This window comes from Xanthomonas citri pv. citri (assembly GCF_000961215.1).
Lineage (GTDB): Bacteria > Pseudomonadota > Gammaproteobacteria > Xanthomonadales > Xanthomonadaceae > Xanthomonas > Xanthomonas cissicola.
Genome location: NZ_CP008998.1, coordinates 2,120,058 through 2,146,883, shown reverse-complemented (window position 1 = coordinate 2,146,883; position 26,826 = coordinate 2,120,058). Strand labels below are relative to the sequence as shown.

Below are 26,826 nucleotides of genomic sequence, written 5' to 3'. Positions count from 1 at the left end.
GTCCTCAGTAAAGTCGGTCCTGCCACGCCGTAGCGGCGAGCCAGGTAATTTGGTCGGGCGATCGGGCATCGATCGCGCCATGGTCGACCGCGGCGCGAACCTCTCGCTGCATCGCGGCCCAGCTGGGAGCGGCGGCGCCGATGCGCGCGCCAATCCCGTTGTTATGCGCATCCATCGCGCGGCTCGGCGTGCCAACGCCACCGCGTTCCATCACGGCAGTCACCCAATCCACGCAACGCGGAGACAAGGTGTAGGCGACGATGGCGCTCGCAAGGCTGTGTCGGTAGGCATCGGCCGGGCCGTTGCGCCCGCCGGGGAGGCCGGAACCCAACCACTGCGAATACACCGCAATCAACACGAACGCCGGATACATCGACAGCGCCAGCATCGCCAACGCAAACACCCGCCAATGGCGTGTGCGCGGCAGCGAGGCCAGCCCTGTTTTCATCAGGCGCGTGCCGCCATCAGATCCACGAACCGATCGAACAACGGCCCCACATCGCGCGGGCCGGGCGAGGCTTCCGGATGGCCCTGGAACGAGAACGCCGGTGCGTCGGTCAGCGCGATGCCCTGGTTGGTGCCATCGAACAGCGACCGATGGGTCACCCGCACATTGGCCGGCAAGGTGCTTTCATCCACTGCAAAACCATGGTTCTGCGAGGTGATCATCACCCGGCCGCCGTCCAGATCCTGCACCGGGTGGTTGGCGCCGTGATGGCCGGTGGTCATCTTGAGCGTCTTGGCGCCAGCGGCCAGCGCCAGCAGCTGATGGCCCAGGCAGATGCCGAAGGTCGGCACCTTCTGCGCGATCAGTTCCTTGATCGCATCGATCGCGTAGTCGCACGGCTCCGGGTCGCCCGGGCCGTTGGACAGGAACACGCCATCGGGTTGCAGCGCCAACACCTCGGCCACCGGCGTGCGCGCCGGTACCACGGTGACGTCGCAGCCGCGCTCGGCCAGCATGCGCAGGATGTTGAGCTTCACGCCGTAGTCGTAGGCCACGACCTTGAATGCGAGTTCCTCGCCAGAGCCCGCACTTGCATGTGCGGACTTTCCAATATTCAACGCACCCAGACCCAAAAAGCTGTCTGAGTTCAGATCCAGCGAGCCTTCCTTCCAGTTGTACGTGCTCTCGGTCGAGACCACCTTGGCCAGATCCATGCCTTTCAGGCCGGGGAATTTGCGTGCGGCTTCCAGCGCTTTTTCGACGTCGATGTCGCCGGCCATCAGCGCACCGTTCTGGGCGCCCTTCTGCCGCAGCAGGCGGGTCAGCTTGCGGGTGTCGATGCCGGAGATGGCGACCACACCGCGGGCCTGCAGCCATTCCGGCAAGGCCACCTGGCTGCGCCAGTTGCTGGGGCGGCGCGGCACATCGCGCACGATCAGGCCGGCCGCCCAGATCTTGCGGGCTTCGTCGTCCTGATCGGTGAAGCCCGTGTTGCCGATATGCGGATAGGTCAGCGTGACCATCTGGCGGGCGTAGGAGGGATCGGTCAGGACTTCCTGATAGCCGGTCATGGCGGTGTTGAACACCACTTCACCGACGGAAAGCCCGTTGGCGCCTACGGATTCGCCCTCGAACACGGTGCCGTCTTCGAGGACAAGGATTGCGGGTTGGGTCACGTGGGGGTCTCGCTCTGGCTGCCTGGGACTCCGATGCGCTCCCGGCCAAATTCCGGTTGCAGCAAAGCGCGGACGCGGTGCTGGGGACCGGTCCGACGCTGGTTCGGGCAAGCGAGAATTGTAAAGGCAACTGCCCCGCCATGCCAGTCTGAAGAGCATCGGATGCCGTCACGGCATCAACGTTGAGGCATGAATAGGCCGCGACGTGCGGCTACCGTTCATGCATGGCTGCGGCGCGCCTACAGCACCAGATCGCGTACGCGGTAGCTGCCTGCCGGCTTGCCGATCAGCCGCTTGGCCGCATGCAAGGCACCGCGCGCGAAGATGTCGCGGTTGGTCGCGCGGTGCACCAGCTCGACCCGCTCGCCCAGCCCGGTGAACTGCACGGTGTGCTCGCCAACGATGTCGCCGGCACGCAAGCTGACATAGCGCGGCTGCGCGCCGCTGCCGGTCGCCGCCTCGCCCAGCGTCAATGCAGTGCCGGAGGGCGCGTCCTGCTTGTGCACGTGATGCGATTCGAGGATGTCGCAGTCCCACCCCGGCAAGGTGCCGGCCGCGCGCTCCACCAGCTCTGTCAGCACCGCAACGCCCAGACTGAAGTTGGACGCCCAGACCAGCGCAATCTGCTGGGCGGCATCGCGCAAGGCCGCACGCTGCGCCTCGTCGAGCCCGGTGGTGCCGGACACCAGCGGCTTGCCGCGCTGCGCGCACAACGCCAGGATCGGTGCGAAGCCCTGCGGCAAACTGAAGTCGATCGCCACATCGAACGCAGGCGCGCCGCCGAGTTCGCTGGCAGCGAAAAACGGCACCCCATCGACCACGCGCTGGGAGGGCGAGCGGCCCACCACGGCGCCGACCACCTGCAAGGTCTGGTCTTCGGCAGCCAATCGCAGCAACGCCTTGCCCATCCGCCCGGAGGCGCCGTGGATCAGAACTTTCACAGCAGAGGTTGTCATGGCGGCAGGCTGGCTTGGCGATGTGGGTGGTACACGATAGCCGGGATTGGGGATCTGGGATTAGCGATTCGTCACTGCGGTGCCCCATTGCGCGCGATGCGGCGTTGCGCAGTGATGCGACCGGTTACTTTCGAGGCGGGCGAGGCGTGGCGAACGGTTCCTGGAGATGTACTGCCGAACGGAGAGCCGCAGATGCGACTGGACTCTGCCGATTCCGCAAGCCGGCACGCAGCCAACCCTATGAGGCGATGATGTCGGCCGCTCTCCGCGTGGCTATCGCAACATAGCGCGCAATCGTCATGCAGGCGCGGACTGCGCGGCGCAAGCGCGTGCACGTGCTGTACTGGCCGACGTACGCAGCGACCACATCCGCCTGACACTACGCAGTAGTCTTGTTATCCCTCCTCAGTCGCCAATACCATCCAGCCGCTTGCTCCAGCTTTCCACTTCGCTGCGCTGCAGGCGGCGTTCGAAAAGCGCGCGCCAGGACGGCACGAGCGGCAGCTGCAATGCCGCGGTGACAACTGCAACATCGACCTGGCGCGCGTACAGCACCTGCTGAAGACGCGACAGCGGCCAATCCGGATGCGGCCGCGCCTGCAGGGTCAGCAGGTCGCCGGCCGCGACGCTGCCCGGCTGCAGCACGCGGTAATACCAGCCGGTACGGCCGGTCTCCTGCACCCGCCGCGCCAGCTGGCGCACACCAAAACGGTCCGACAGCTTCCAGCACGGTTGTCGCAACTGCGACACCTCCACCACCGCCGTGCCCAAGGTGAAGCGATCGCCGAGACAGACATCGGCTTCGGTCACGCCCACACTGCTGAGGTTTTCGCCAAACGCACCTGCAGCCTCAAGCAATACGTGCGGACCAAGTTCATCGCGCCAGGCAGCGTAGTGATCGCGCGGGTAATGATGGATGGCCTTGTCCGGCCCGCCATGCACGCGCCGGTCGCCTTGTTCGTCGCCCTCCAGGCCTTCGAGGCCCACCTGCACCACTCCCTGCAGCGCGCGCTTGTCGATCGCGCTGCGGCTGCCAGGGCGAGTGAAGTCGCGCGCGCTGCCGATGGCAACATGATCGATCCTGATCGCGATCGGCGCACCCTGCTCCGCCGTCGCCACCGTCACCCGCCCAACCCTGGCGACTCGGCCAGCGCCTCGCGCAACAGCTCCCCCAGCACCTGGATGCCGGCATCGATCTTCTCGCCGGGCACGGTGACGAACGACAGGCGCAGCGTATTGGTCTGCGGCAAGGTGGCGAAGAACGGCGCGCCGGGAACGAACGCGACATTGCGCGCGATGGCCCGCGCCAGCAACGCGGTCCCGTCCAGACCCGGCGGCAAGGTCACCCACAAGAACATGCCGCCCTCCGGGCGATTCCACTGCACCTGCGGCGGGAAGTGCCGGTCCAGCGCCTCCAGCATCAGGCTGCACTGACGCGCATACAGCGCACGGATCTGCGGAATATGGGTCTGGAGAAAATCGTCCTGCAGCGTCTGGTACACCACGCGCTGCGTGAACGATGGAGTGTGCAGATCGGCCGCCTGCTTGGCCTGGATCAGTTTTCCCAGCACCGTTTCGGGCGCCACCACATAGCCCAGCCGCAGGCCGGGCGCGAGCACCTTGGAAAAGGAGCCCATGTAGATGACGCCTTCCGGGTTCATCGACAACAGACTCGGCAACGGTTGCCCGCTGTAGTACAGCTCGCCATACGGGTCGTCTTCGACGATCGGCACGCCTGCCTCGGCCGCGCGTGCCACCAAGGCCTGGCGACGCGCCAACGGCAAGCGCCGGCCAGTGGGATTCTGGAAATTCGGCAGGCAATACAGAAAGCGCGCATCGGCCAGCAGCGACGGATCCAGCGCATCCACCACCACGCCGCCCTCGTCCGAAGGCATGCCGACGAATGCCGGCTGGAACAACGAAAACGCCTGCAATGCGCCCAGGTAGCTCGGCGTTTCCACCAACACCTTGCTGCCTTCGTCGATGAAGACCTTGCCGAGCAGGTCCAGGCCTTGTTGCGAGCCGGTGGTGATCAGCACCTGGCTGGGCCGGATGCTGGCGCCATCGCGACTCAGCCGCGCGGCCACCCATTCGCGCAGCGGCGCATAACCTTCGGTTGGGCCGTATTGCAGTGCCGCCTGCGGGGCGTCGCGCAGCACCTGGTCGCTGGCTGCGCGCATGCGCTCCACGGGAAAGGTGGCCGGCGACGGCAGGCCGCCGGCGAAGGAAATGACCTCCGGCCGTTCGGTCACCTTGAGGATTTCGCGAATCGCCGAACTGGTCAGCGCCTGCGCACGTCGGGAGATCTGGAAGGAAGTTGTCATGGCGCAAGCATAGCGAACGCAAGTGGCTGCGGCGCTGTGCAGTGCAGCGACGGATCGCTGACCGCTTGCCTCGCCCGGCACGGAGTCCAAAGGCCGGCAGCACGTCGCCGGCCATCACCAGGCAACCGTGCAGGGTGCACTGCAGCTGCCCTGGCCGCACGACACAAGCCGCAACCAGCGACGATCGCGCCACCGGGCAGCCAGCGCAGTCGTTTGGTCAACTGCGCTTATTGATACGCCGGGCCGACCCAGGCAGTGCCTTCGCTGTGGGCGATGAGCGTCTTCCAGCGCTTGCGGATCACCTTGTCGCGTGTGCGAAAGGTCATGCGCACGCCCGGCAGACCGAGCGTGGCGCGGGTTTCGACCATCGCCGATTGTTGGTCCGCGGCGAGGTCGATCTTGGTGATCGACTGCTTATAGTCGATCAGCTCTTCCGGATCGGCCACGTGGCTCATCTGCCGCAGCACCTGTGCCCATTCGCCGTTGGACTTGCAATATTTCTCGCGGTTGGCGGTCTGCCGCTGCTGATGCGAGTCCATGCGGTACAGCATCACCATTTCGAATTCCGGCGCGGTCATCGCGCAGAGCGCTTCGCCGTCCTGCCTCAACATCGCCTTGTCGTGCGCGGCATAGAAATCGCGCACCTGCTTCTCGTCGAGCGCGTTGCCGCCATGGTGATAAACACCCGCAACGGCGGCCAGCACCGCCAACAACACCAGCAAACGCATCACCGCCCCCTTGTCTGGCCGCGTCCTGCGGCCGCGCAAGTGTAGACCAGACGCCGGGGATCAGTGGCTGCGGGGCGGTGTCGGGCCGCAGCTGTCGCAACCGCCGCAGGCCGAGACGTTTTGGGCGGCAGGCGGCGCCACGCGACGCCCCAGTGCCTGCATCCATGCCGGCCGCCCGCGGCGCAGCAGCCCAAGCGCAAGCGCGCCACGCAGGCGACGCAATACACCGGGAAACTGTTTCTTCATCACCACCCACAGGCTGACCAGCACTGCGATGGCGATCACCAGGTATTGCAGCGTGAGCGGAAGCGTCATCTCAGCCGGCTCCCAGCAGCACGGCCAGCTGGTAGGTCACCAGCGACGCCAGGTAGGCCAGCGCGAACAGGTACACCGCACTGATGGTCATCTGCTTCCACGAGTTGGTTTCGCGCTTGATCGTGGCCAGCGTGGAGATGCACATCGGCGCGTAGATGTACCAGACCAGCAGCGACAACGCGGTGGCCAGCGACCAACCGTCGCTGATCAGCGGCGACAGCGCCTGGGCTGCCGCGTCGTCGTCGGCAGCGGACAACGCGTACACCGTGGCCAGCGAGGCCACCGCCACTTCGCGCGCAGCCAGGCCGGGAATCAACGCGATGCAGATCTGCCAGTTGAAGCCCAGCGGTGCGAAGAACACTGCCATTGCGTGACCGATACGACCGGCGAAGCTGTAGTCGATTGCCGGCAAGGTGGCATTGGCCGGCGCCTCGGGAAACGACAGCAGGAACCACAGCAGGATGGTCAGCGCCAGGATGATGCCGCCCACGCGCTTGAGGAAGATCCATGCGCGCTCCCACAGCCCCAGCGCCAGATCGCGCACCTGCGGGACGCGATAGGACGGCAGCTCCAGCATCAACGGGTGCTCGCTCTTGTCGCGCCGCCATTTCTTCATCGTCCACGAGACCAGCAGCGCACTGACGATAGCCGCAGCGTACAGACCGAACAGCACCAGCCCCTGCTGGTTGAAGATGCCCCACACGGTCTTCTGCGGAATGAAGGCGCCGATCAACAACGCATACACCGGCAGCCGCGCCGAACAGGTCATCAGCGGCGCGACCATGATGGTGGCGAGCCGGTCGCGCGGGTCCTGGATGCTGCGCGTGGACATGATGCCCGGCACCGCACATGCAAAACTCGACAACAGCGGAATGAACGAGCGCCCCGACAAACCGGCCACCGACATCATGCGATCGAGCAGAAACGCCGCACGTGGCAGATAGCCGGATTCTTCCAATGCCAGGATGAAGGCGAACAGGATCAGGATCTGCGGCAGGAACACGATCACCCCGCCCAGCCCGGCGATGACGCCATCCTTGAGCAAGCTGTTGAGTGGACCTTCCGGCAGGGTCGCGCCGACCCAATCGCCCAAGGCAGCGGTGCCGCCGTCGATCAGGTCCATGACCGGCGCAGCCCAGGCATAGACCGCCTGGAAGATCAGGAACATCACCACCGCCAGCGTGACCAGGCCCCAGATCGGATGCACCAGCCAGCGGTCCAGCGCATCGTCCACGCGCGAGGTGCGGGTGGGCATGGTCACCGCTGCGCCCAGGATCTGCCGCACCAGCGCGTGATAATTACCGTCGGCCGGCGGATTGGCGGCGGGCGCCGCCAGGCGCGCCGCCTGCGCATCGAGTCGCTCGACCAGCACCTTGGCACCACCGCGCCGCACCGCCACCGTTTCGACCACCGGCACGCCGAGCGCCTGCTCCAGCGCCGGCAGGTCGATGACAATGCCGCGCCGCTGTGCGGCATCCATCATGTTCAGCGCCACGATCATCGGTCGGCCGAGCTCGCGCAGCTCCAACGCAAAGCGCAGATGCAGGCGCAGATTGGTCGCGTCCATCACATAGACCAGCACATCCGGCGCCGGCTCGCCCGGATAAAAGCCACGGCACAGGTCGCGGGTGATGGCCTCGTCCAGGCTCGCCGGTTGCAGGCTGTAGGCGCCGGGCAGATCCAGCACCGCAAAGTCGCGCCCCGACGGTGCGCGGAAGTGCCCTTCCTTACGCTCGACGGTGACGCCGGTGTAGTTGGCCACTTTTTGCCGGCTACCGGTGAGCTGGTTGAACAGTGCGGTCTTGCCGCTGTTGGGGTTGCCAACCAGCGCCAGACGCAGCGGAACGCTGGCCGCGCTCATGCCGATCCTCCCGCATGGCGCACCTGCACGCGCGCAGCCTCGCTGCGGCGCAGGGCAAAACGCGTGTAGCCCACCTGCACCAACAATGGCTCGCGACCGACCGGCCCGGTGGCCAGCACTGTGACTTCCTCGCCTGCGACAAACCCCAACTCCCGCAAGCGCCGGGCGATCGTGTCGTTGGGGAGACGATCCTCCACGGAATCCACGATGGCGGCGCGATGCAAAGGCATGTCGGACAGCGTCACAAAGACGGCCTGATTGTTAGGAATGGTTCTCAATTCTAGCATCGACGCACCGCGTCATGGCTCCGGCGACCCGGCCCGCTATCATGGTTCGCATCCCATTCATGGACGTACGCAATGCAGGACACCGGCTTGATTGTCGAAGACCACGGAGCGGTCCGCACCTTGCGATTGCATCGCCCCGCAGTCCACAACGCCTTCGATGCGACGCTGATCGCCGCGCTGACCGATGCATTGCGCGAGGCTGGCCGGGCCTCGCAGATCCGCATCGTCGTGCTGACCGGTGATGGCGCGGCCTTTTCGGCCGGCGCAGACCTGAACTGGATGCGCGGCATGGCCAGCGCCAACGAAGCGGAGAACGCCGCCGACGCACTGGCGCTGGCGCAGTTGATGCGCACCCTGGATGAACTGCCCAAGCCCACCATCGCGCGCGTCAACGGGGCCGCCTTCGGCGGTGGTGTCGGCCTGGTGGCGTGTTGCGATATCGCCATCGGTTGTACCGAGGCGCGCTTCGGCCTGACCGAGAGCAAGCTCGGCCTGCTGCCGGCGGTCATTTCGCCTTATGTGGTTGCAGCGATCGGTGCGCGCCAGGCGCGGCGCTGGTTCGCAACCGCCGAGATCTTCGATGCCGGCACCGCGCAGTTGCTGGGTCTGCTGCACCAACTGGTGGCCGCCGATCAGCTGGATATCGCCGTGGAGCGGCAGGTCCGTCTGCTGCTGGCTGCAGCGCCGCTGGCCACCAGCAGCGCCAAGGCGCTGGTGCGCTCGGTGCTGCCACCTGCCGACCGCGATGCCATCGATGCCGCCAATGCGGCGTTGATTGCCCGTCTGCGCGTGTCGCCCGAAGGCCAGGAAGGCCTGGGGGCGTTCCTCGACAAGCGCAGCGCCGCGTGGGTGCCGGAGAGCATGGCGTGATCGACCATATCGGCCTGGCCTGCAGCGATCCGCAAACCAGCACCGCGTTCTACCAGGCCGCGCTCGCGCCCCTGGGCATCGCGCTGCTGGTGGAACTGACGGCCGCGCAGACCGGCGGCCGCGCGCATGCCGGCTTCGGCACCGAACGCCCGTTTCTCTGGCTGGGCTCCCACGCGCAGACGCCGGGCACCACCCATGTCGCGCTGACGGCGACCGACCGCGACAGCGTCGATGCGTTTCATCGTGCTGCGCTGGCCGCCGGCGGCCGCGATCACGGCGCCCCCGGCCTGCGCCCGCATTACCACCCAGACTATTACAGCGCCTTCGTGCTCGACCCTGATGGCCACAATTGCGAAGCGGTCTGCCACCTCCCCGCATGAGTCTCTTTCCGATGTCCCTGGATTCCTTATTCGCGCATTCGGCCGCCACCACGCATGCGGTTGTGGCGATGCCTGTATGCGGTCATGCGCGCCGCGATGTGAGCGCATGAGCGACTTCGTCCGCATTGTCGAAGTTGGCCCACGCGATGGCCTGCAAAACGAAGCGCAGCCGATCGCCACTGCCGACAAGATCGCGTTGATCGATCAACTCTCGGCCACCGGGCTGCGCACGATCGAAGCGACCAGCTTCGTCAGCCCACGCTGGGTACCGCAGCTGGCCGACGCCGCCGAGGTGTTTGCCGGCATCGCGCAGGCGCCGGGCATCGAATATCCGGTGCTGGTACCCAACCTGCAGGGCTACGAACGCGCACGCGCCGCGGGGGCGCAGGAAGTGGCGGTATTCACCGCAGCATCGGAGGCGTTCAATCGCACCAATACCAACGCCGGCATCGACGAATCGATCGAACGGTTTCGGCCAATCCTGCAGCAGGCCGCGCTCGATGGGATACGCGTGCGCGGCTACGTCTCCACCGTGCTGGGCTGCCCGTACCAGGGCGAGGTGCCGGTGACCGACGTGGTGGATGTGGCGCAACGTCTGCACGCGCTCGGCTGCTATGAAATCTCGCTGGGCGACACCATTGGCGTGGGCACGCCGGTCAAGGCGCGTCGGATGCTGGCCGCAGTGGCGCAGGCCGTGCCGATGCCGGCGTTGGCGGTGCATTTCCACGATACCTACGGGCAGGCGCTGGCCAATATCGCGGCCTGCCTGGAGCAAGGCGTACGCGTGATCGATGCGGCCGTGTCCGGTGCGGGCGGCTGCCCGTATGCCAGGGGCGCCAGCGGCAACGTGGCCAGCGAAGACGTGGTGTACCTGTTGCAGGGGCTGGGCATGCCCACCGGCATCGACCTGCCCGCCCTGGCCCGCACCGGCCGCTGGCTGGCGCGGCTGCTCGGTCGCGACACCGGCAGCAAGGTCGGCAAGGCGTTGGCTGCCGCCGGCTGAGATCTGCCTGCCCGCGCATCGTGCATCACCTACCACCGCGATCACGCAGGGGCTTGGGCTAGAATGGCCGACCGCTCCGCCGATCGTTCGTTTGCCGCCACCACCGGCCATCAACGCGACTCAGGGAACCACCGCATGCAGCCATCTTCTGTCCTTGCCATCGTGACCGGCGGCGTCTCCGGCCTCGGCCTGGCTGTCGCACAGCGTCTCGTGGCCGACGGCGGCAAGGTCGCGCTGTTCGATGTCAACGCCGACAAGGCCGAGGCGGCGCTGGCGCTGCTCGGTGCCGGCAACGCGCATTACCTCGCCACCGATGTCACCGATGAGGCCCAGGTCGCGGCCAATGTGGCGCAAGCCGCGCAGGCGCTGGGCGGATTGAATCTGGTGGTCAATTGCGCTGGCATCCTCGGCGCCGGCCGCGTATTGGGCAAGGAAGCGCCAATGCCGTTGGCCACCTTCCGCAACACCGTGCTGGTGAATCTGGTCGGCAGCTTCAATGTGGCCAAGGCCGCGGCCGATGTCATGCAACACAACACCACCGGCGATGACGGCGAGCGCGGCGTGATCGTCAATACCGCCTCGGTCGCCGCATTCGAGGGACAGATCGGCCAGGCAGCATATGCGGCGAGCAAAGGCGGCGTGGTCGGCATGACCTTGCCGATGGCGCGCGAACTGGCCCGCTTCGGCATCCGCGTGATGACGATCGCGCCGGGCGTGTTCTGGACCCCGATGGTCGACGGCATGCCCGAGGCCGTGCAGCAATCGCTGGCCGCCTCCATCCCGTTCCCCTCGCGCCTCGGCCAGCCCGACGAATACGCCGACACCGTCGCCTTCATCCTGCGCAACCGCTACCTCAATGGCGAAGTGATCCGCCTGGACGGCGGCGTGCGGTTGGCGCCCAAGTAGCGGGGATTGGGGAATCGGGAATGGGGAATCGTAACGGCGCCCTGCTCTCAGCACCCCGGACCCCGGTTTTTCGATTCCCCATTCCCTACTCCCGATTCCCATGAAAGCCAACGACATCAAGAAAGGCAACGTCGTCGAATACAACGGCGGCATTTACCAGATCCGCGACATCGAACGCAGCTCGCCGCAGGGCCGCGGCGGCAATGTGCGCTTTCGTTTCATCATGTACAGCGTGCCGGGCGGGGTGAAAACCGATGCCAGCTTCGATGCCGACGACAACCTGCCGGAAGTCGAGCTGCTGCGCCGGCAGTCCACGTTCTCGTACAAGGACGGCGAGGCGTTCGTGTTCATGGACGACGAAGACTTCACCCCGTACACGCTGGATGCGGACGTGATCGGCACCGACGCCGGCTACATCACCGATGGTCTGACCGGCATCTATGTGCAAGTGATCGACGAGCAGCCGGTGGCCGTCCAACTGCCGCAGACGGTGACGCTGGAAGTGGTGGAGACTCCGCCGGAATTGAAGGGCGGCACCGCCACCAAGCGGCCCAAGCCGGCCAAGCTCAACACCGGCATGGAAATCATGGTGCCCGAGTACATCACCAACGGCGAACGCGTGCTGGTCAACACCACCACGGGCGAATTTGCCGGTCGCGCCGACTGATGCGTCGCGTGGCTGTTGTCGTGGCCGTAGGTGTGCTGGCGGCCTGCAGCGTGCAGCAAGCACCGACGCAGGCCGCAACGCCTGCGCCGGTGGCCTGCACCGATCCCAAGGTGGAAGAGGAATGGCTGCAGCATCCGGCAGGCCTGTGCGGCATGCCCGAGGAGGTGCGCAAACTGGTCGAGGACTACGACACCTGCGAGCACTTCGCCGGCGAAGAGCCGTATGACGCCGACCGCCGGCATGAGATCGAAGTGGCCGTGGCACAGTTCTGCACCCCGGCACCGGCACGCCTGGCCAAGTTGATGCAGCAGTACCGCAACGATGCGCATGTCAGCCAATGGCTGCGTCAGTATGCAAAGCAAGCGGATCTGCAACCAGCCGGCTGAGATACATCGGCTGAGATGACAGCTGTGTGCCGATGCGATGGGTTACTCCTGCTGGTCGCAGCGTCGTCAGGACTCACAGCTGCGGACTGCCGCCCTTTCTTTCTCGCCGCGAGAAGATGGCGCGCCGCCCCCTCAATGAGGGCGAGGCAATTCGGGAGACTGCTGGCTGCCCTACCCTCACCCCAACCCTCTCCAATGGGAGAGGGCCAAGCAGTTCATCCGTTCCAATCAGGGTCGCGATTGCGCATGCGCGGGGGCGAGCACATCGGCGGCGGCCGCATCACCGCGCGCAAGCACGCGCAGGCGCGCACGCAAACGTTCCACATTCGCTTCGCCCTGCTCCAATCCATTGCGCACGTTGGCCGGCAGTTGCTGCCGTCCAGCCACCTGCAGCTGTTTCCAGCCGCCGACCAACACCGCGCTTTCCCGCGCCACGCGCGCGCTCAGCTGTTGCTGCTCGTCCGCTTGCGGCAAGCCATACCCCGCGCTGCCCAGCAGCACCGCCGGACGACTGAGTTGCGCCTGGCGCGCGAACAGCGCTTGCAGCTGTCCCTGCACCGCGTCGCGCGCGGCCATGCCCGGTTGCAACAGGCGCTTGAGCGCATCGCGCGCCAGTAATTCCTGACGACGCAGGGCCGCCTGTTCCAGCAACAATGCCGCTGCAGTCTCGCGCAGGCCGCCGCGTTCGAACCATTGCGCGCGCACCTGGGGCGCGGCATCCAGCCACTGCGCGACAGTTGTTTGCGGCACCGCGATGCCGCGCCGAAGGACATCGAACATGGCCTGGTAATGCGCCGCCGATTCGAAGTAATAGCCCTGGCGGATGGCTTGTGCAGGGTCGTCCAGCACCCGCAGATCGGCGATGCCGGCACGCTGCAATCGCTGCCGCACTCCGCGCGGCGTGATCGAGGACAAGTTCGCTGCAGCCAGGCGCGGCACCCCGTCATGCAGCAACTTGTAGGTCTCCACCGCGCAGTTATTGCCGATGAAGTAATAGCGCCCGTCGTAACTCCAATGCACCTGCGCGGCGCGCTTGAGCAGGGCCGCGATCTCATCGGGCGCCAGCGTCAGCGGCACCGACGACAGGGCACGCAATTCCACCTTGGTGTATTCGTCGACCACCTGGTTCAACGGCAGCACGAACAGCCGCGACGGATACGAGCCGGTGAGCCCACGCCAGCTGGAAATCTGCACATCGCCCACGAACGCGCGGAACGACAGCACACGGTGGTACTGCAGATCCAGCCGGCATGCTGGGCCCGGTGCGCGCCCGGGTGCACAGATCACCAGGCGCAACATGCTATGGCCCCAGCGGCTCATCGGCTGCTCGTTGCCCTCTGCAAGCAGATAGTCCACCGCGTACACGCGCGCCGGATCCAGCGACAGCAACGACATCGCACCGGCATCGTTGTCGGCCTGCAGGTACGGCAACGCAGTCTCGCAGGGCGTAGCGCCCTGCGGCGTACCCAGGCGCTGCGCAAACCAGGCCGCCAGCGCAGGGCGCCGGCAGGCGTAGTCGCCGTCCAGCACGTAATGCTCGAGATTGACCGCAACGAACTCGGCCGGGCTGCGACGTTCGTACGCGTCCGGGCTACGGTCGCTGAACCGATTTGCGCCGCGCCCTACCCGCCACGGCCGTACCTGCCAGCCGGCAAGATCGCGCAGGCGCGGATCGTGCGACAACGCGCTGTGTGCGCCGCGATCGAGCACATGCGCCAGTTCGTGTATGAGCGCAGCCATCGCCGCGCGCGTGGCAGCCGCGTTGCGATCGGAACGTGCTTCGTCTGATTGCGCGCTCCACGCCTGCAACAGCGCGCGATCGAGCAGGATGCGATTGCCGATTGCACGGCCGTGTACCTGCGCCGGCAGATCGGTGCGCCATTGCAGCTGGATCGGGGCGGTCATCCGCTGCGCCCAGCCTTGCGGCAATCGCTGCGTGACCTGCTGTACCAGCGCATTACTTGCTTCGATTTCCGCCGCTGGCAAATCCGACGGAACAACCTCGAACAACAGTTCGGCCTGCGCCGGCGGTGCGATCAAGGCGGCCAGCAGCAGCCAACCGCACCACCGGCGCAGACTCACTGGGCCAGAATGGACTGCGCCAGTTCCAGGTCGCTGGCCAGCCGCGCCGCGTCGCTACGGCTACGCAACTGCACCAACGCCGCTTCCAGACGCGCGCCGCGGATGACGCCATCGCTGGCGACAAAGCCGGCCGCATCTTCGCGGGCGTCGGCCACCACCTTGTCGTCGCCGGAACTGCTGCCGGAAGAATTGGACGAGCCAGCCGACGAGGCACCTGCCGAAGTGCCGGCCAGGCTGGATGCGAACGCTGCCAGCGGCAGCAGCGTCAAAGCGCAGAACACGAGGGAGCGCATCATGGGCTGATCGATTCCGTGTGAAGGTGCTGGAAGACTAACCGGCGGGCGTGTTGGCAGGTGCGTCATGGGTCTCGAACAGCTTGCCGGGATTCAGCAAAAGATGAGGATCGAGCACATGTTTGATGCCGCGCATCAAGGCGATTTCCTCGGCAGAGCGCGTGCTCCATAGATAGGCCTTCTTGACCAGACCGATGCCGTGTTCGGCGGAAATGCTGCCGTCGAAACGCTGCAGGGCCTGCGCCAGCAACTTGGTGACCTGATCGCAGGCCGCAACGAAATCGGCCTGGCTGGTAGCATCGGGTTTGAGCACGTTGATGTGCAGGTTGCCATCGCCGATATGCCCGAACCACACCACATCGAAGTCCGGATACGCATCGTGCAGCAACGCCTGGGTTTCGGCCAGGAACGCCGGCATCGCCGAGATGCGCACCGACACGTCGTTCTTGTACGGCGTGTAGCGCGCCAGCGCTTCGGTGATGCCTTCGCGCAGGCGCCACAGTTGGGCGGCCTGCGCATCGCTCTGGCTGATCACGCCATCGCTGACCCAGCCCTGCTCCATGCAGGTCTCGAAGGCCGCCATCGCGGCAGCTTCCTGCGCCTCGTCGCCTGCCGCGAATTCGGTGACCACGTAATACGGGTGAACCTCGGCGAACGGCGCCTGCGCGCCATGCGCAAGCACATGCTCCAGCGCGCGATCGGTAAAAAATTCGAAAGCCTCCAGGCGCAGCTGCGCGCGAAACGCGGCGAACACCTGCATCAATACGTCGAAGGACGGCAATGCCAGCAGCATCACATTGCTGGGCGGCGGCGGGTCGGTCAGCCGCAGCGTGGCCTCGACCACGATGCCCAGCGTGCCCTCGGAGCCGATCATCAGATGCCGGAAGTCGTAGCCGCTGGAATTCTTCACCAGCGCATTGTTGAGTTCCAGCAACTCGCCGCTACCGGTGACCACCTTCAACCCGGCCACCCATTCGCGCGTATTGCCGTAGCGGATCACCCGGATGCCGCCGGCATTGGTGGCGATATTGCCGCCGATCGAGCACGAGCCGCGTGCCGCAAAATCCACCGGGTACACCAGCCCCTGCTCGCGCGCGGCGTTGTGCACCGCTTCCAGCGGCATGCCGGCCTGCACAGTGAGCGTGCGATCGACTGCGTTGAAATCCAGCGGTTTGTTCAAACGCTCCAGGCTCAACACCAACTCGCCGTTGGCCGCCACTGCGCCGCCGGACAAGCCGGTGCGCCCGCCCGACGGCACCACCGCCACGGCTTGCGCGTTCGCCCAACGCACGACCGCCTGCACTTCCTCCACCGAGCCGGGCAAGGCGATCGCGAGCGGGTTCGGCGTCCAGCGGCGTGTCCAGTCGCGCCCGTAATGCTCCAGGTCGGCCGGCTCGGTCTTCAAACGCAACGCAGGCACGGCCTGTTGCAACGAAAGGATGCGGGGATCGGTCATGGCACGCGGCGCTGCGGTAGGAACCGCACAGCGTGCCAGCGCCGGCCTGCCTCGTCCAGCCGGCGCACTCCCGGCCGACGCCGCGTTGGATTCAGCTGAAACCGTTGCACCGCAAGGGCTTGGCCGGTGCGAACACTGCGTTGCGGCCACCCAATCGCGCACCCCATCTGGCATAGTTGCCGACCCGATTGCTGCATTGCGTTCCCCCATGTCGCCGAAGAAAACCTCGTTTCCCAAGCAGGACATCCGCGTGCTGTTGCTGGAAGGGATCAGCCCGACCGCCGTGGACGTGTTCCGCGCCGCCGGCTACTCGCAGATCGAACTGCACGCCAAATCGCTGCCGGAAGACGAGTTGATCGCCCGCATCGCAGACGCGCATATCGTCGGTATCCGCTCGCGCACGCAGCTGAGCGCCGACGTGCTGGCGCACGCCAAGCGCCTGATCGCAGTCGGCTGCTTCTGCATCGGCACCAACCAGGTCGACCTGGACGCGGCCGAGCTGGCTGGCATCCCGGTATTCAACGCACCCTACTCCAACACCCGCAGCGTGGCCGAACTGGTCATCGCCGAGGCGATCCTGCTATTGCGCGGCATTCCGCAGAAGAACGCGCAATGCCATCGCGGTGGCTGGTCGAAATCGGCCGCCGGCAGCCACGAAACGCGCGGCAAGGTGCTGGGCATCGTCGGCTACGGGCATATCGGCACCCAGGTCGGCGTGCTGGCCGAATCGCTGGGCATGCAGGTGATCTTCCACGATATCGAAACCAAGCTGTCGTTGGGCAATGCCCGCGCGGCGATCGATCTGGACGACCTGCTGGCACGCGCAGACGTGGTGACCTTGCACGTGCCGGAAACGCCGTCGACCAAGGACATGATCGGCGCGCCGGAGATCGCCCGCATGAAACCCGGCGCGCATCTCATCAACGCCTCGCGTGGCACCGTCATCGACATCGACGCGCTGGATGCGGCGCTCACCTCCGGCCAGATCGGCGGCGCGGCGGTGGATGTCTTCCCGATCGAGCCCAAGGGCAATGGCGATGCGTTCGAATCGCCGCTCACTGCGCACGACAACGTGATCCTGACCCCGCACGTGGGCGGCAGCACGCTGGAAGCGCAGGACAACATCGGCATCGAGGTCGCCGCCAAACTGGTGCGCTATAGCGACAACGGCAGCACCTTGTCGGCGGTGAACTTCCCGGAGGTCACCCTGCCCGAGCACGCTGAAAGCCTGCGTTTGCTGCACATCCATCGCAACGTGCCGGGCGTGCTGTCGCAGATCAACGAACTGTTTTCGCGCCATAACGTCAATATCGATGGCCAGTTCCTGCGCACCGACCCCAAGGTGGGCTACGTGGTCATCGATGTCGGCGCCAGCGAGGAACTTGCCGGCGTACTGAAGGACGAGCTGGGGCAGATCACCGGCACCTTGCGGACCCGGATCCTTTATTGAGCGGGATTGGGGAATCGGGATTCGGGATTCGGGATTCGCAACAGCGCTGCGCGGCAACCTGTGGGTTCACCGGTCCAATCACGCTGTAGGAGGTAGAACATGGGGGCCGGCTAGGTAGATCGGCGCCGGACCACCGCTTCTGCCAATCCCGAATCCCGAATCGCTAATCCCTGCTTTCCAGCCACTTCTCCGCCATCCGACGCAGCGACGGATCGAGCTCGGGCTCGGCAAGCAGCTCGGCAATCGGGCGCCATGCCAGTGCCAGCGATTCTTCGCTGACCTCGAATGCCTCGTCCGCACCGGCCACCACCACGTATCGCGCATCAAAGTGCCAATGCCCCGCCACGTCGCCGCGCGCCGGAATCCAGTGACGGTCCAGATCGAACAGCTGCCCATCGGCGAGCCGCAGGCCACCGAGCCCGGATTCCTCCTCCGCTTCGCGTAATGCCACCTGGGCCAGATCGCGGTCGCCGTCGGCATGTCCACCCAGTTGCAGCCAGCGCTGCAGCTTGCGGTGATGGGTCAGCAAGGTGCGTGTGCCGTCGGCGCTCACCACCCACGCCGAGCCGGTGAAATGACCTTCGACACGCTCGCGCACGAACGGATCGGTGGCATCGTCCAGCAGTTGCGCGAACTGCTCGGTCAGCGCGGCTTCCTCCGGCCAACGCAGGCGGTAGACCGCCAATTGCTGCTGCAGGGTTGCATCCACCATCGCTCTTTCTCGGTCGCCCGGTGCGGGCCAGGCGGGCATTATCGCCATTCATGCTGCGTACGCGCTTGTCGTGAGCGTGTAGCTTTGGCAAGGTAGGCCGCTTGCCTGTCCCATCGGGATGCGGCGCACCAATTCGTCCGGGCGCCTGCGCCTGCGCTTTGCCACTTAGGGATGTACCGAATGCTGAAGTCTCTGTTGAGGGTCAAACCGATCGAGCCCGCCGGCCACGTCGATGCGGGCGAACCGGTCGAAGGTAGCCTGCAAGGCGAAGCCACGTTGCAACGGACCCTCACAGCCAAGCACCTGATCATGCTCGGTATCGGCGCGGTGATCGGCGCCGGCATCTTCGTGCTGACCGGCCAGGCCGCGGCCAATCACGCCGGCCCGGCGGTGATGCTGTCGTTCGTGTTCGCTGGTATCGCCTGCGCCTTCGCCGGCCTGTGCTACGCCGAATTCGCCGCGATGATGCCGGTCTCCGGCAGCGCCTATTCGTATTCATACGCCACGCTCGGCGAAGGCATCGCCTGGTTCATCGGCTGGTGTCTGGTGCTGGAATACCTGTTCGCCGGCTCCAGCGTTGCGGTCGGCTGGTCTGCCTACCTGATCAGCTTCATCACCGGGACCCTGGGGTTGCCGTTCCCCGCAGAGTTGGCGGGTGCGCCGCTGGCCTGGGACGGCCACGGCTTTGTCAGCTCCGGCAACCTGGTCAACCTGCCGGCCGTGCTGATCGTCGCCGCAGTGAGCATCCTGTGCTACGTCGGCGTCACTCAGTCGGCGTTCGCCAACGCGATCGTGGTTGCGATCAAGGTCGTGGTGATCTGCCTGTTCGTGGGTTTCGGCATTGCCTATATCGACCCGGCGAACTGGCACCCCTTCATCCCGGAAAATACCGGCCCTGGCCAGTTCGGCTGGGACGGGGTGTTTCGCGCCGCGTCCATCGTGTTCTTCTCCTACATCGGCTTCGACGCGGTTTCCACCTCGGCCGGCGAGACCAAGGACCCGCAGAAGAACATGCCGATCGGCATCCTGGTGTCGCTGGCGATCTGCACCATCATCTACATCATCGTCTGCGCAGTGCTGACCGGCCTGCTGCCCTACACCCAGCTCGGCACCGCCAAGCCGGTGGCCACCGCGCTGGAAGCCCATCCGCAACTGACCTGGCTCAAGACCGCGGTGGAAATCGGTGCCATCGCCGGCCTGTCATCGGTGGTGCTGGTGATGCTGATGGCACAGCCGCGCATCTTCTACACCATGGCCAAGGATGGGCTGATGCCCAAGCTGTTCGGCAAGGTGCACCCGAAATTCCGCACGCCTTACGTCGGCACGCTCTTCGTGGGCGTGGTCGCCGCGCTGCTGGCCGGGGTCATCCCGTTGAACGTGCTGGGCGAACTCGTCTCGATGGGTACCCTGCTCGCCTTCGCCACGGTCTGCGCTGGCGTGCTGGTGCTGCGCTTCACCAAGCCCGACCTGGCGCGCCCGTTCCGGGTGCCGCTGGCGATGGTGATCTGCCCGCTGGGCGCGTTGGCCTGTCTGTTCCTGTTCTTCCAGGCCTTCCAGGAACACTGGAAGGTGTTCGTGGGCTGGACCGTGATTGGCCTGGCGATCTACTTCGGCTACGGCATCCACCACAGTCGCCTCGCGAAACGGGCCTAACCTTCTCTCAAGACCGGCGCGCGACGCCGGTCTTCTTGTTCAATGATCGCGCGTAGCGCCAAGCCGGAACCGCTTCATGTTCAAACAACTTTGGGCCACCAAACACCCGCACGCCAGCCATGAGGCGGCCGATGGGCTGGGCCTGCAACGCGCGCTTGGCCCCTGGGGGCTGACCGCCCTGGGGATTGGGGCGGTGATCGGCGGCGGCATCTTCGTCATCACCGGCCAAGCGGCGGCCGACCATGCCGGCCCGGCGATCATGCTCTCGTTCGTGCTCGCAGCGGTGTGCTGTGCGTTCTGTGCGATGGCCTACGCCGAATTCGCTGCGATGGTGCCGGTCTCCGGCAGCGCCTACACCTACACCTACGCCACCTTCGGCGAGTTGGCCGCGTGGTTCATCGGCTGGATGCTGGTGCTGGAATACGGCGTGTCCGCCTCGGCAGTGGCGGTCAGCTGGACCGGCTACTTCTTGAGCCTGCTCGAGCATTTCGACATCCATCTGCCGGCCGCATTCGTCAGCGCGCCGCTGGACGGCAAATTGCAACCCACCGGGGCGATCGCCAACCTGCCGGCGGCCGGCATCGTGCTGCTGCTGACCTGGCTGTGCTATGTCGGCATCCGCAAGTCGTCGGCAATGAACATGGCCATGGTGATCCTCAAGACCGGCCTGATCCTGCTGGTGATCGCGGTGGGCTGGAAATACGTGGACACCTCCAACTGGCACCCGTTCATTCCGGCCAACGAAGGCCCGGGCAAATACGGCATGGAAGGCGTGCTGCGCGGCGCAGCGATGGTGTTCTTCGCCTATATCGGCTTCGAAGCGGTGTCGGTGGCAGCGCAGGAATCGCATCGCCCGCAACGCGACCTGCCGATCGGCATGATCCTGTCGCTGGTGATCTGCACCGTGCTCTACATCGCCATGGCGGCGGTCATGACCGGCTTGGTGCCGTACACCTTGCTCGGCACCGACGAGCCGGTGGTGACCGCGGTGGCAGCGCATCCGCAGCTGGCCTGGTTGCGCGTGGTCGTGGAAGTGGGCGCGTTGATCGGGCTGTCGTCGGTGGTGCTGGTGATGATCATCGGGCAGCCGCGCATCTTCATGATCATTGCGCGCGATGGCCTGCTGCCCTCGATCTTCACCCGCATCCATCCCAAGTACCGCACCCCGCATGTCAATACCGTCATCACCGGTGTCGGCATCGCGCTGCTGGCAGCGGTGTTCCCGCTGGATGTGCTGGGCGAACTGACGTCGATGGGCACGCTGATCGCCTTCGCGGCGGTCTGCGCCGGCGTGCTGATCCTGCGTCGCACGCACCCGGAACTGCCGCGTCCGTTCCGCATGCCGGCCGCCTGGCTGATCTGCACCGCCGGCGTGTTGAGCTGCCTTGCGCTGCTGTCGGCAATGACGCTGCACAACTGGATGCTGATGGGCCTGTGGACGCTGGTCGGGCTGGTGATCTACTTCGGCTACGGGTATCGCCACAGCCGTCTGCGCGACGGCCGCTGAGCCCACGCATGATCCGGCGTCGGGCGCGGCAGGACGACGCCTGCTGCGCTGCACCTGCCCATGCACCGGGGGCGCAGTAGAATAGGTCCATGAATGCGACCACTGCCCCCCTGCCCTATAGCGCCGCGCGTCTGCACGAGCTGGCGCATCTGCTGATCGCCAATATCCGCGAGCTGGCCCATGCCGGCTGGACACCCGCGACCAGCAGCAATTTCTCCCACCGTCTGGACGAACAGCACGCGGCCATCACCGTCTCCGGCCGCGACAAGGGTCGCCTGGTCGAAGAAGACATCATGGTGGTGGACTTCGATGGCCTGGCCGTCGGCCGCCCGTTGCGCCCGTCTGCCGAAACCCTGCTGCACACCCAGCTGTATCGCCGTTTCCCGGAGATCGGTTGCGTACTGCACACGCACTCGCCGATGCAGACGATTGCCTCCCGCCTGTATGCAGGCAGCGGCGTGATTCGGCTGGAAGGCTATGAACTGCTCAAGGCCTTCGATGGCAACACCACCCACGAAACCGCGATGGAAGTGCCGGTGTTCGCCAATACCCAGGACATGCAGGTGCTGGCCGCGCAGGTCGATGCCTTGCTGGACAAACAGAGCATGTGGGGGTATCTCATCGAAGGACACGGCCTGTATGCCTGGGGCCGCAACATGGCCGAGGCACGTCGTCATCTGGAAGCGTTCGAATTCCTGCTGCATTGCGAACTCGAACTGCTGAAACTGCGCGGCACGCGCTGAGTAATGCCCGCCCCCCCATTCGTAGCCAGACCGCCATGAGCCGACTGCGTATCTTTGCCGACACCAATCCCGCCACACCCGAGTTCGATAGCCGCGACGGCGATGCGATCGCCGCCGAGCTGGTCAAGATCGGCGTGACCTTCGAACGCTGGCATGCCAGCGCGCCGGTCGAACCGGGCGCAACGCCCGAGCAGGTGATGGATGCCTACCGCGCCGATATCGACCGCATCAGTGCCGAGCGCGGCTTCAAGACCGTGGACGTGGTCAGCATCGCGCCGGACAACCCCAAGCGCGAAGAAATGCGCGCCAAGTTTCTGGACGAACACTTCCACAAGGAAGACGAAGTGCGGTTTTTCGTCGCCGGCTCGGGCCTGTTCACGCTGCACGTCGATGCCAAGGTTTACGAGATCGAATGCGTCAAGGACGACCTGATTGCCGTGCCCGACGGCACCCTGCACTGGTTCGACATGGGACCGGAACCGCACTTCGTGGCGATCCGCTTCTTCACCGAGCCGGACGGCTGGGTCGGGCACTTCACCGGCACCGAAATCGCCAAACAATTCCCCCGCTACGCCCCCAAGAAACCTCACAAGGCCAGCTGACGATGACACGACCGCAAGCGATCCTCACCGATATCGAAGGTACGACCAGCAGCATTTCGTTCGTCAAGGACGTCTTGTTCCCGTATGCGCGCCGTGCAATGCCGGCCTACGTGCGCGACCACGGCAATCATCCGCAGGTGCGCCATTGGCTCAACCAGGTGGCCGATGAAATCGGCGAGGACGTGCCGGACGAGGTGCTGATCACCACGCTGCAGACCTGGATCGACGAGGACCGCAAGCACACCGCGCTCAAGGCCTTGCAGGGCCTGATCTGGGGCGACGGCTACAAGACGGCCGACTTCACTGCGCATATCTACGCCGATGCCGCGATCCAGCTCAAAGCCTGGCACGCAGCGGGCATCCCGCTGTATGTGTATTCGTCCGGCTCGGTGCCGGCGCAAAAATTGTTCTTCGCGCACAGCGACGCGGGCGACCTGAGCGGACTGATCACCGACTGGTTCGATACCGAAGTCGGCCCCAAGCGCGAAAGCGCCAGCTACCGCCGCATCGCCGAGCGCATTGGCGTGCCGGGGCCGGAGATCCTGTTTCTGTCGGATGTGATCGAAGAGCTCGATGCCGCCAAGCGTGCCGGCATGCGCACCGCGCTGCTGGATCGCCTGGACGACTACCCCACGCCGCGTTCGGCCGACGAGGTCGGCAGCCACCAGCGCGTGGAGAGTTTCAGCCAGCTGGTGCTGTAAGCACGATCTGCAAGCCGATTGCGCTCCTGGCCGTTTGAGCGCGATCGGGCGTTGGCGCTGCGCAGGCCGCTGAGATGTTCCAGCTGCTATGCGCCGCATGCATGCATCTCTGTCGGGGTGATGGTCTGCGCTGCGGGCATCGTGCTCCGCCGCTCCACCCTGTCTTCTCTGGACCTCGGCGCGCCATGTCGCTGCATTCCCCTTTCGCACCACATGCAGTATGGCGTCGACTTTCCACGCTGATCGTCGTGGTGGCTTTGATGGCCGGCTGCCATCCGGACGCTGGTGCGGCGTTACAGGCTCAGCCTGCCGAGAATCACGATGAGGCCGATCCGGTCGATCAGGCCGCCTTGGCGCAAGCGCTGAAAGCGTTGCAACCGCAGCGCCCAGGCGTCACCGATCTGTACGTGGTCGGTTTTGCCGGCGATGCCAGCGACGATGTCTTCCGCAACGAGACGCTCTACCTCAAGCAGCTGTTCGAGCAACGCTTCGATGCGCGCGGGCGCGTGGTCACGCTGGTCAACAACCCGGACAACCTGGGCGAACATCCCTACGCCCCACTGGCGACCTACGACAATCTCTACGACACGCTTGCCGCGATCGGCAAGCATATGGATCGCAAGGAAGACGCACTGCTGCTGTTCGTCACCACCCACGGTACCGAAGACCACAGCCTGTACGTGCAGGTGGACGACAAGGAAGAGGATTTCATCAGCCCGCAGGATCTGCGCAAGGCGCTGGACGAAGCCGGCATCGACAATCGCGTCATCGTGCTGTCGGCCTGCTATTCGGGAGGTTTCATTCCCGCACTGCGTTCGCCGCAAACGCTGATCCTCACCGCTGCGCGCGCCGACCGGCCCTCGTTCGGTTGCGGCAATACCTCCAACGCCACTTATTTCGGGCAAGCTTGGTTGATCGATGCGATGAACCAGAGCGACGACCCATTGGCCGCATTCGACATCGCCAAAGCCGCCATCACCGCACGCGAAAAGCAGGAAGGCGAGCAGCCCTCGTTGCCGCAGCAGTCGTTGGGCAAGCGCATCGCGCCGGTGCTGGCGCGCTGGCGTGCCGGCGTGCATCTCGGTCCGGCAGTGGCGTATCCGTATCCGCCAGTGGACATGGAGACCGAGTCGGACCAGGGCGTCGAGTCAACCGACTCACCGGACGATGCGCCCGTGGACGCCGCGCCTGGTTCGAAGGCCCCGGCACTCGCGAACCCGCCAACCACGCCGCCAACTGCACCTGCAGCATCCAAGCGATAACCACGACGATTTCTGAGACTAATTCTCATTTCGGCAGCACTGACCGGGCATCGCTACACTCGCCCAGCCAGCCAGCAACCGCCAGCCAGCACCGATCTTCGCCAGCGCGCCAACGCCTGCCAGCCCGGATCCCAACACGCCTCCCTTGTGGAGGCGTTTGTGTTGGTGGCGATCAGGGAGGCTGCGTCGCAGCTGACGCATGCTTCAACGTCGCGATGTCGCAGCCGCGCTTGTGTCCATGCTGGATCACGCAGACACAGCGCCCTGTCGCTGCATCAAGAGCAAGGTAACAAGCAACCGTTTGGTGCGATTGGATGCTTGGCGCGAGGTGCCGCAGGATTGGGTGATGTCAGGCATTGCGCGTCCCCTCATCCACCCTTCTGAGCGCCTTCTGCCTGTGGGGGAAGGGCATTAGGCGACTGTCACTGCAAGCCGTCTTACGGCTCAGCGGCTTGCAGGCGGTACACCGTGCTCGCGCTGTATTGCCCAGTGGGCAGGGTCGCGCGCACCTGGACGGTGTGTTCGCCCACCGCCAGCGTGGTCGGCAATGCGCCGCGCCAGAGATGCGTGGACGGCGTGGCCTCCGGCGAGCGGTCGTAACCGCGCAACGCGTCCGCCGCATCGTCGCGCACATTCTCTGCCAGCACGCGCGGATCGCCACGCTCTACCCGCTTCATCGGCTGCCATGCGCCGTTATCGATGCGCATCTCGACCACGGTGTCGTCCTGGCCCATGAAGACGTTGGCGTAGATGCCCCACGCCGCATACGCGCCCTTGCGCAGTACCTTGGGCGCGTGCAGCAGCAATTGCGCATCGTCGGCCGCGCGCGCGGCGTGATAAGCCAGCGTGTAGTTGCCGCTGGGGGCAACCTGCAGCACCGCATAGCCATTGGGAGTGCCATCGCTCATCGTCGCATCGGGAATGCCGTCGGCATCCTTGGCGCCCGACCAGAACGCACCGCAGGCAGCGCCGACGTTGTACTCGTGCAGCGGGCGTGCACCTTGCCAGCCTTCGTCCGCACCGTGATCCACCTGGCGCTGGGTGTGGCTATGGCCGCTGAGCACCAATACATGCGGAAACTCTTTCAACAATGCGAACAGGCGACGGCGATCGGCATGCCGGAAGGTTTCCTGTCCCGGCACTGCATCGAACAGGTGGATGTGCATGCCCAGCACCAATAGCCTGTCGCGTGGCAGCTGCGCCAGGTAATTCTGCAGGAACGCGAATTGATCTTCGCGCAGGCCACCGATGTAGGCCTGCTTGCCGCCCGGCGTGTAGATCACATCGTCCAGGAACACGAAGCTGGCATTGGCCTCTTCCACCGCATAGGTGTCCGGACCGTAGACCGCATGCCAACTGTCGAGCGACTGCGCATCGTCGTGCGCGTCCAGGTTGAGATCGTGGTTGCCCGGCACGTGGAACCACGGCACGCTCAGCTGCGTGGTGACCTTGTTCAAAGCCGGATACAAGCTTAGATCGTCGCTGACGATATCTCCCAGCGTGGTGCCCAGCCTGGCGGTGGTCTTGCCGATGATCGGTTGCACGATGTCGCGCTGGTAGTAGCCAACGTCGGCAAGGCTGGCGGTCTGGCTGTCGGCAAACACCAGCATCTGGAAACCATCGGCCGCGGTGTTTGCGCGTGGCGTCAGCGCGAAATCCCAGTTGCGCGTGTTGCGGCCGGTCGCGGCGACACCGCTGTACCGATGCTTGGCAGAACCACGCGGTGCGTAGTGGCGCCAGAATGCAGGCAGACCGTCGGCGGCGGGCAAAAAGCGGCGGTCGCCCGGCTTGATCACGAAGACCGTCTGCCCGTCGCGCACCGGCAGGCGGTAGCGCCCCTGTGCGTCGGTACGTACGATTTGATCGCCATTGGAAACCGCCACATCGGCGACGCCCGGCTCATCCGCGCTGCGGCCGGCGCGCCCGTCGCGTTCTTCATAGACGATGCCATCGACCGTGGTGCCGCGCGCGTAAGCGCTTGCTGCGAGCAAGCCGATGGCCAACAAAGCGAAGCGAGGTTGCATGCGTTTTCCCGCGCGAAGATCAGCGGAAATTGTAC

At 65.5% G+C, this 26,826-nt stretch carries 27 protein-coding genes; 13 read left to right on the top strand and 14 right to left on the bottom strand.

The features are described 5' to 3' along the window. Nucleotides 1-4: 4 nt before the first annotated feature. The 9 genes from AMD14_RS09920 to AMD14_RS09880 all read right to left on the bottom strand — a co-directional run bounded on the left by AMD14_RS09920 (nt 5) and on the right by AMD14_RS09880 (nt 8,052). The gene (locus AMD14_RS09920; RefSeq protein WP_005931060.1) at nt 5-448 is read right to left on the bottom strand and encodes a hypothetical protein; all 444 of its coding nucleotides are present in this window, start codon (nt 446-448) and stop codon (nt 5-7) included. Then, a complete protein-coding gene (gene carA / locus AMD14_RS09915) occupies nt 448-1,623 on the bottom strand; it encodes a glutamine-hydrolyzing carbamoyl-phosphate synthase small subunit (RefSeq protein WP_011051188.1) in 1,176 nt (391 codons plus the stop codon). The genes AMD14_RS09920 and carA overlap by 1 nt, the downstream gene beginning before the upstream one ends. Before the next feature lie 239 nt (nt 1,624-1,862). Next, nucleotides 1,863-2,579, bottom strand: a complete 717-nt coding sequence (gene dapB / locus AMD14_RS09910; RefSeq protein ID WP_005915418.1) for a 4-hydroxy-tetrahydrodipicolinate reductase — start codon at nt 2,577-2,579, stop codon at nt 1,863-1,865. A 405-nt stretch (nt 2,580-2,984) separates the two neighbouring features. Next, nucleotides 2,985-3,704 carry an MOSC domain-containing protein gene (locus AMD14_RS09905; protein WP_015463107.1) on the bottom strand — a complete coding sequence of 240 codons (720 nt, stop codon included), beginning with the start codon at nt 3,702-3,704 and terminating at the stop codon, nt 2,985-2,987. Continuing rightward, on the bottom strand, nt 3,701-4,903 hold the full coding sequence (locus AMD14_RS09900; RefSeq protein WP_015463106.1) for an aminotransferase-like domain-containing protein: 1,203 nt from the start codon (nt 4,901-4,903) through the stop codon (nt 3,701-3,703). Before AMD14_RS09900 ends, AMD14_RS09905 begins: the two co-directional genes overlap by 4 nt. 227 nt (nt 4,904-5,130) lie before the next feature. Further along, the gene (locus tag AMD14_RS09895; protein WP_015463105.1) at nt 5,131-5,631 is read right to left on the bottom strand and encodes a hypothetical protein; all 501 of its coding nucleotides are present in this window, start codon (nt 5,629-5,631) and stop codon (nt 5,131-5,133) included. Nucleotides 5,632-5,691: 60 nt separating this feature from the next. Then, nucleotides 5,692-5,946 carry a DUF6587 family protein gene (locus AMD14_RS09890; RefSeq protein WP_011051184.1) on the bottom strand — a complete coding sequence of 85 codons (255 nt, stop codon included), beginning with the start codon at nt 5,944-5,946 and terminating at the stop codon, nt 5,692-5,694. A 1-nt stretch (nt 5,947) separates the two neighbouring features. After that, nucleotides 5,948-7,807, bottom strand: coding sequence for a ferrous iron transporter B (gene feoB, locus AMD14_RS09885; protein WP_005931040.1), 1,860 nt, complete (start codon nt 7,805-7,807; stop codon nt 5,948-5,950). Next, nucleotides 7,804-8,052: a FeoA family protein gene (locus AMD14_RS09880; RefSeq protein ID WP_003486267.1), complete on the bottom strand. Its 249-nt coding sequence runs from the start codon at nt 8,050-8,052 to the stop codon at nt 7,804-7,806. The genes feoB and AMD14_RS09880 overlap by 4 nt, the downstream gene beginning before the upstream one ends. 114 nt (nt 8,053-8,166) lie before the next feature. Here AMD14_RS09880 and AMD14_RS09875 point away from each other — a divergent pair, with 114 nt between their 5' ends. The 6 genes from AMD14_RS09875 (at nt 8,167) to AMD14_RS09850 (ending at nt 12,306) form a co-directional block, all read left to right on the top strand. Further along, a complete protein-coding gene (locus AMD14_RS09875; RefSeq protein ID WP_003486265.1) occupies nt 8,167-8,964 on the top strand; it encodes an enoyl-CoA hydratase-related protein in 798 nt (265 codons plus the stop codon). Then, nucleotides 8,961-9,344 carry a VOC family protein gene (locus AMD14_RS09870; RefSeq protein ID WP_045714642.1) on the top strand — a complete coding sequence of 128 codons (384 nt, stop codon included), beginning with the start codon at nt 8,961-8,963 and terminating at the stop codon, nt 9,342-9,344. The genes AMD14_RS09875 and AMD14_RS09870 overlap by 4 nt, the downstream gene beginning before the upstream one ends. A 106-nt stretch (nt 9,345-9,450) precedes the next feature. Next, a complete protein-coding gene (locus AMD14_RS09865) occupies nt 9,451-10,347 on the top strand; it encodes a hydroxymethylglutaryl-CoA lyase (RefSeq protein ID WP_011051182.1) in 897 nt (298 codons plus the stop codon). A gap of 135 nt (nt 10,348-10,482) precedes the next feature. After that, the gene (locus AMD14_RS09860) at nt 10,483-11,253 is read left to right on the top strand and encodes an SDR family NAD(P)-dependent oxidoreductase (protein WP_003486257.1); all 771 of its coding nucleotides are present in this window, start codon (nt 10,483-10,485) and stop codon (nt 11,251-11,253) included. Nucleotides 11,254-11,353: 100 nt separating this feature from the next. Continuing rightward, nucleotides 11,354-11,920 carry an elongation factor P-like protein YeiP gene (gene yeiP, locus AMD14_RS09855; RefSeq protein ID WP_003486255.1) on the top strand — a complete coding sequence of 189 codons (567 nt, stop codon included), beginning with the start codon at nt 11,354-11,356 and terminating at the stop codon, nt 11,918-11,920. Further along, the gene (locus AMD14_RS09850) at nt 11,920-12,306 is read left to right on the top strand and encodes a hypothetical protein (protein WP_005915400.1); all 387 of its coding nucleotides are present in this window, start codon (nt 11,920-11,922) and stop codon (nt 12,304-12,306) included. Before yeiP ends, AMD14_RS09850 begins: the two co-directional genes overlap by 1 nt. A gap of 228 nt (nt 12,307-12,534) precedes the next feature. Here AMD14_RS09850 and AMD14_RS09845 read toward each other — a convergent pair whose 3' ends face one another. From AMD14_RS09845 to AMD14_RS09835, 3 genes are read right to left on the bottom strand one after another with little or no spacing between them, the layout of a single operon-like run. Further along, entirely contained in the window at nt 12,535-14,388 is a 1,854-nt protein-coding gene (locus AMD14_RS09845) for a DUF7844 domain-containing protein (protein WP_011051181.1), read from the bottom strand. Continuing rightward, entirely contained in the window at nt 14,385-14,684 is a 300-nt protein-coding gene (locus AMD14_RS09840; RefSeq protein WP_005915396.1) for a DUF2388 domain-containing protein, read from the bottom strand. The genes AMD14_RS09845 and AMD14_RS09840 overlap by 4 nt, the downstream gene beginning before the upstream one ends. 34 nt (nt 14,685-14,718) lie before the next feature. After that, nucleotides 14,719-16,137 carry a D-2-hydroxyglutarate dehydrogenase gene (locus tag AMD14_RS09835; RefSeq protein ID WP_003486248.1) on the bottom strand — a complete coding sequence of 473 codons (1,419 nt, stop codon included), beginning with the start codon at nt 16,135-16,137 and terminating at the stop codon, nt 14,719-14,721. Nucleotides 16,138-16,345: 208 nt separating this feature from the next. Between AMD14_RS09835 and serA the strand changes: the two genes are divergently transcribed. Next, on the top strand, nt 16,346-17,587 hold the full coding sequence (gene serA / locus AMD14_RS09830; protein WP_011051180.1) for a phosphoglycerate dehydrogenase: 1,242 nt from the start codon (nt 16,346-16,348) through the stop codon (nt 17,585-17,587). A gap of 163 nt (nt 17,588-17,750) precedes the next feature. Here the strand turns inward: serA and AMD14_RS09825 are convergent, their stop codons facing one another. After that, a complete protein-coding gene (locus AMD14_RS09825; protein WP_062826823.1) occupies nt 17,751-18,338 on the bottom strand; it encodes an NUDIX hydrolase in 588 nt (195 codons plus the stop codon). A 141-nt stretch (nt 18,339-18,479) separates the two neighbouring features. Here AMD14_RS09825 and AMD14_RS09820 point away from each other — a divergent pair, with 141 nt between their 5' ends. The 6 genes from AMD14_RS09820 to AMD14_RS09795 all read left to right on the top strand — a co-directional run bounded on the left by AMD14_RS09820 (nt 18,480) and on the right by AMD14_RS09795 (nt 24,767). Beyond that, on the top strand, nt 18,480-19,952 hold the full coding sequence (locus AMD14_RS09820) for an amino acid permease (RefSeq protein ID WP_003486242.1): 1,473 nt from the start codon (nt 18,480-18,482) through the stop codon (nt 19,950-19,952). Between the two features lie 76 nt (nt 19,953-20,028). Next, nucleotides 20,029-21,459: an amino acid permease gene (locus AMD14_RS09815; protein WP_003486240.1), complete on the top strand. Its 1,431-nt coding sequence runs from the start codon at nt 20,029-20,031 to the stop codon at nt 21,457-21,459. 89 nt (nt 21,460-21,548) lie between these two features. Beyond that, nucleotides 21,549-22,202, top strand: coding sequence for a methylthioribulose 1-phosphate dehydratase (locus AMD14_RS09810; protein ID WP_011051177.1), 654 nt, complete (start codon nt 21,549-21,551; stop codon nt 22,200-22,202). 35 nt (nt 22,203-22,237) lie between these two features. After that, nucleotides 22,238-22,804, top strand: a complete 567-nt coding sequence (locus AMD14_RS09805) for a 1,2-dihydroxy-3-keto-5-methylthiopentene dioxygenase (protein ID WP_011051176.1) — start codon at nt 22,238-22,240, stop codon at nt 22,802-22,804. A gap of 2 nt (nt 22,805-22,806) precedes the next feature. Continuing rightward, nucleotides 22,807-23,505, top strand: coding sequence for an acireductone synthase (gene mtnC / locus AMD14_RS09800; RefSeq protein WP_003486234.1), 699 nt, complete (start codon nt 22,807-22,809; stop codon nt 23,503-23,505). Nucleotides 23,506-23,690: 185 nt separating this feature from the next. Beyond that, nucleotides 23,691-24,767: a C13 family peptidase gene (locus tag AMD14_RS09795; RefSeq protein WP_015472243.1), complete on the top strand. Its 1,077-nt coding sequence runs from the start codon at nt 23,691-23,693 to the stop codon at nt 24,765-24,767. Between the two features lie 437 nt (nt 24,768-25,204). Here AMD14_RS09795 and AMD14_RS09790 read toward each other — a convergent pair whose 3' ends face one another. Beyond that, nucleotides 25,205-26,791: a calcineurin-like phosphoesterase C-terminal domain-containing protein gene (locus tag AMD14_RS09790; RefSeq protein WP_011051174.1), complete on the bottom strand. Its 1,587-nt coding sequence runs from the start codon at nt 26,789-26,791 to the stop codon at nt 25,205-25,207. Nucleotides 26,792-26,826 lie beyond the last annotated feature (35 nt).

Excerpts from the sequence above, each read along its gene's own strand:
- AMD14_RS09920 (WP_005931060.1), bottom strand. The coding sequence starts at position 448 with ATGAAAACAGGGCTGGCCTCGCTGCCGCGCACACGCCATTGGCGGGTG.
- dapB (WP_005915418.1), bottom strand. The coding sequence starts at position 2,579 with ATGACAACCTCTGCTGTGAAAGTTCTGATCCACGGCGCCTCCGGGCGG.
- AMD14_RS09900 (WP_015463106.1), bottom strand. The coding sequence starts at position 4,903 with ATGACAACTTCCTTCCAGATCTCCCGACGTGCGCAGGCGCTGACCAGT.
- AMD14_RS09895 (WP_015463105.1), bottom strand. The coding sequence starts at position 5,631 with ATGCGTTTGCTGGTGTTGTTGGCGGTGCTGGCCGCCGTTGCGGGTGTT.
- AMD14_RS09890 (WP_011051184.1), bottom strand. The coding sequence starts at position 5,946 with ATGACGCTTCCGCTCACGCTGCAATACCTGGTGATCGCCATCGCAGTG.
- feoB (WP_005931040.1), bottom strand. The coding sequence starts at position 7,807 with ATGAGCGCGGCCAGCGTTCCGCTGCGTCTGGCGCTGGTTGGCAACCCC.
- AMD14_RS09875 (WP_003486265.1), top strand. The coding sequence starts at position 8,167 with ATGCAGGACACCGGCTTGATTGTCGAAGACCACGGAGCGGTCCGCACC.
- AMD14_RS09865 (WP_011051182.1), top strand. The coding sequence starts at position 9,451 with ATGAGCGACTTCGTCCGCATTGTCGAAGTTGGCCCACGCGATGGCCTG.
- AMD14_RS09860 (WP_003486257.1), top strand. The coding sequence starts at position 10,483 with ATGCAGCCATCTTCTGTCCTTGCCATCGTGACCGGCGGCGTCTCCGGC.
- yeiP (WP_003486255.1), top strand. The coding sequence starts at position 11,354 with ATGAAAGCCAACGACATCAAGAAAGGCAACGTCGTCGAATACAACGGC.
- AMD14_RS09850 (WP_005915400.1), top strand. The coding sequence starts at position 11,920 with ATGCGTCGCGTGGCTGTTGTCGTGGCCGTAGGTGTGCTGGCGGCCTGC.
- AMD14_RS09840 (WP_005915396.1), bottom strand. The coding sequence starts at position 14,684 with ATGATGCGCTCCCTCGTGTTCTGCGCTTTGACGCTGCTGCCGCTGGCA.
- AMD14_RS09835 (WP_003486248.1), bottom strand. The coding sequence starts at position 16,137 with ATGACCGATCCCCGCATCCTTTCGTTGCAACAGGCCGTGCCTGCGTTG.
- serA (WP_011051180.1), top strand. The coding sequence starts at position 16,346 with ATGTCGCCGAAGAAAACCTCGTTTCCCAAGCAGGACATCCGCGTGCTG.
- AMD14_RS09825 (WP_062826823.1), bottom strand. The coding sequence starts at position 18,338 with ATGCCCGCCTGGCCCGCACCGGGCGACCGAGAAAGAGCGATGGTGGAT.
- AMD14_RS09820 (WP_003486242.1), top strand. The coding sequence starts at position 18,480 with ATGCTGAAGTCTCTGTTGAGGGTCAAACCGATCGAGCCCGCCGGCCAC.
- AMD14_RS09815 (WP_003486240.1), top strand. The coding sequence starts at position 20,029 with ATGTTCAAACAACTTTGGGCCACCAAACACCCGCACGCCAGCCATGAG.
- AMD14_RS09810 (WP_011051177.1), top strand. The coding sequence starts at position 21,549 with ATGAATGCGACCACTGCCCCCCTGCCCTATAGCGCCGCGCGTCTGCAC.
- AMD14_RS09805 (WP_011051176.1), top strand. The coding sequence starts at position 22,238 with ATGAGCCGACTGCGTATCTTTGCCGACACCAATCCCGCCACACCCGAG.
- mtnC (WP_003486234.1), top strand. The coding sequence starts at position 22,807 with ATGACACGACCGCAAGCGATCCTCACCGATATCGAAGGTACGACCAGC.
- AMD14_RS09795 (WP_015472243.1), top strand. The coding sequence starts at position 23,691 with ATGTCGCTGCATTCCCCTTTCGCACCACATGCAGTATGGCGTCGACTT.
- AMD14_RS09790 (WP_011051174.1), bottom strand. The coding sequence starts at position 26,791 with ATGCAACCTCGCTTCGCTTTGTTGGCCATCGGCTTGCTCGCAGCAAGC.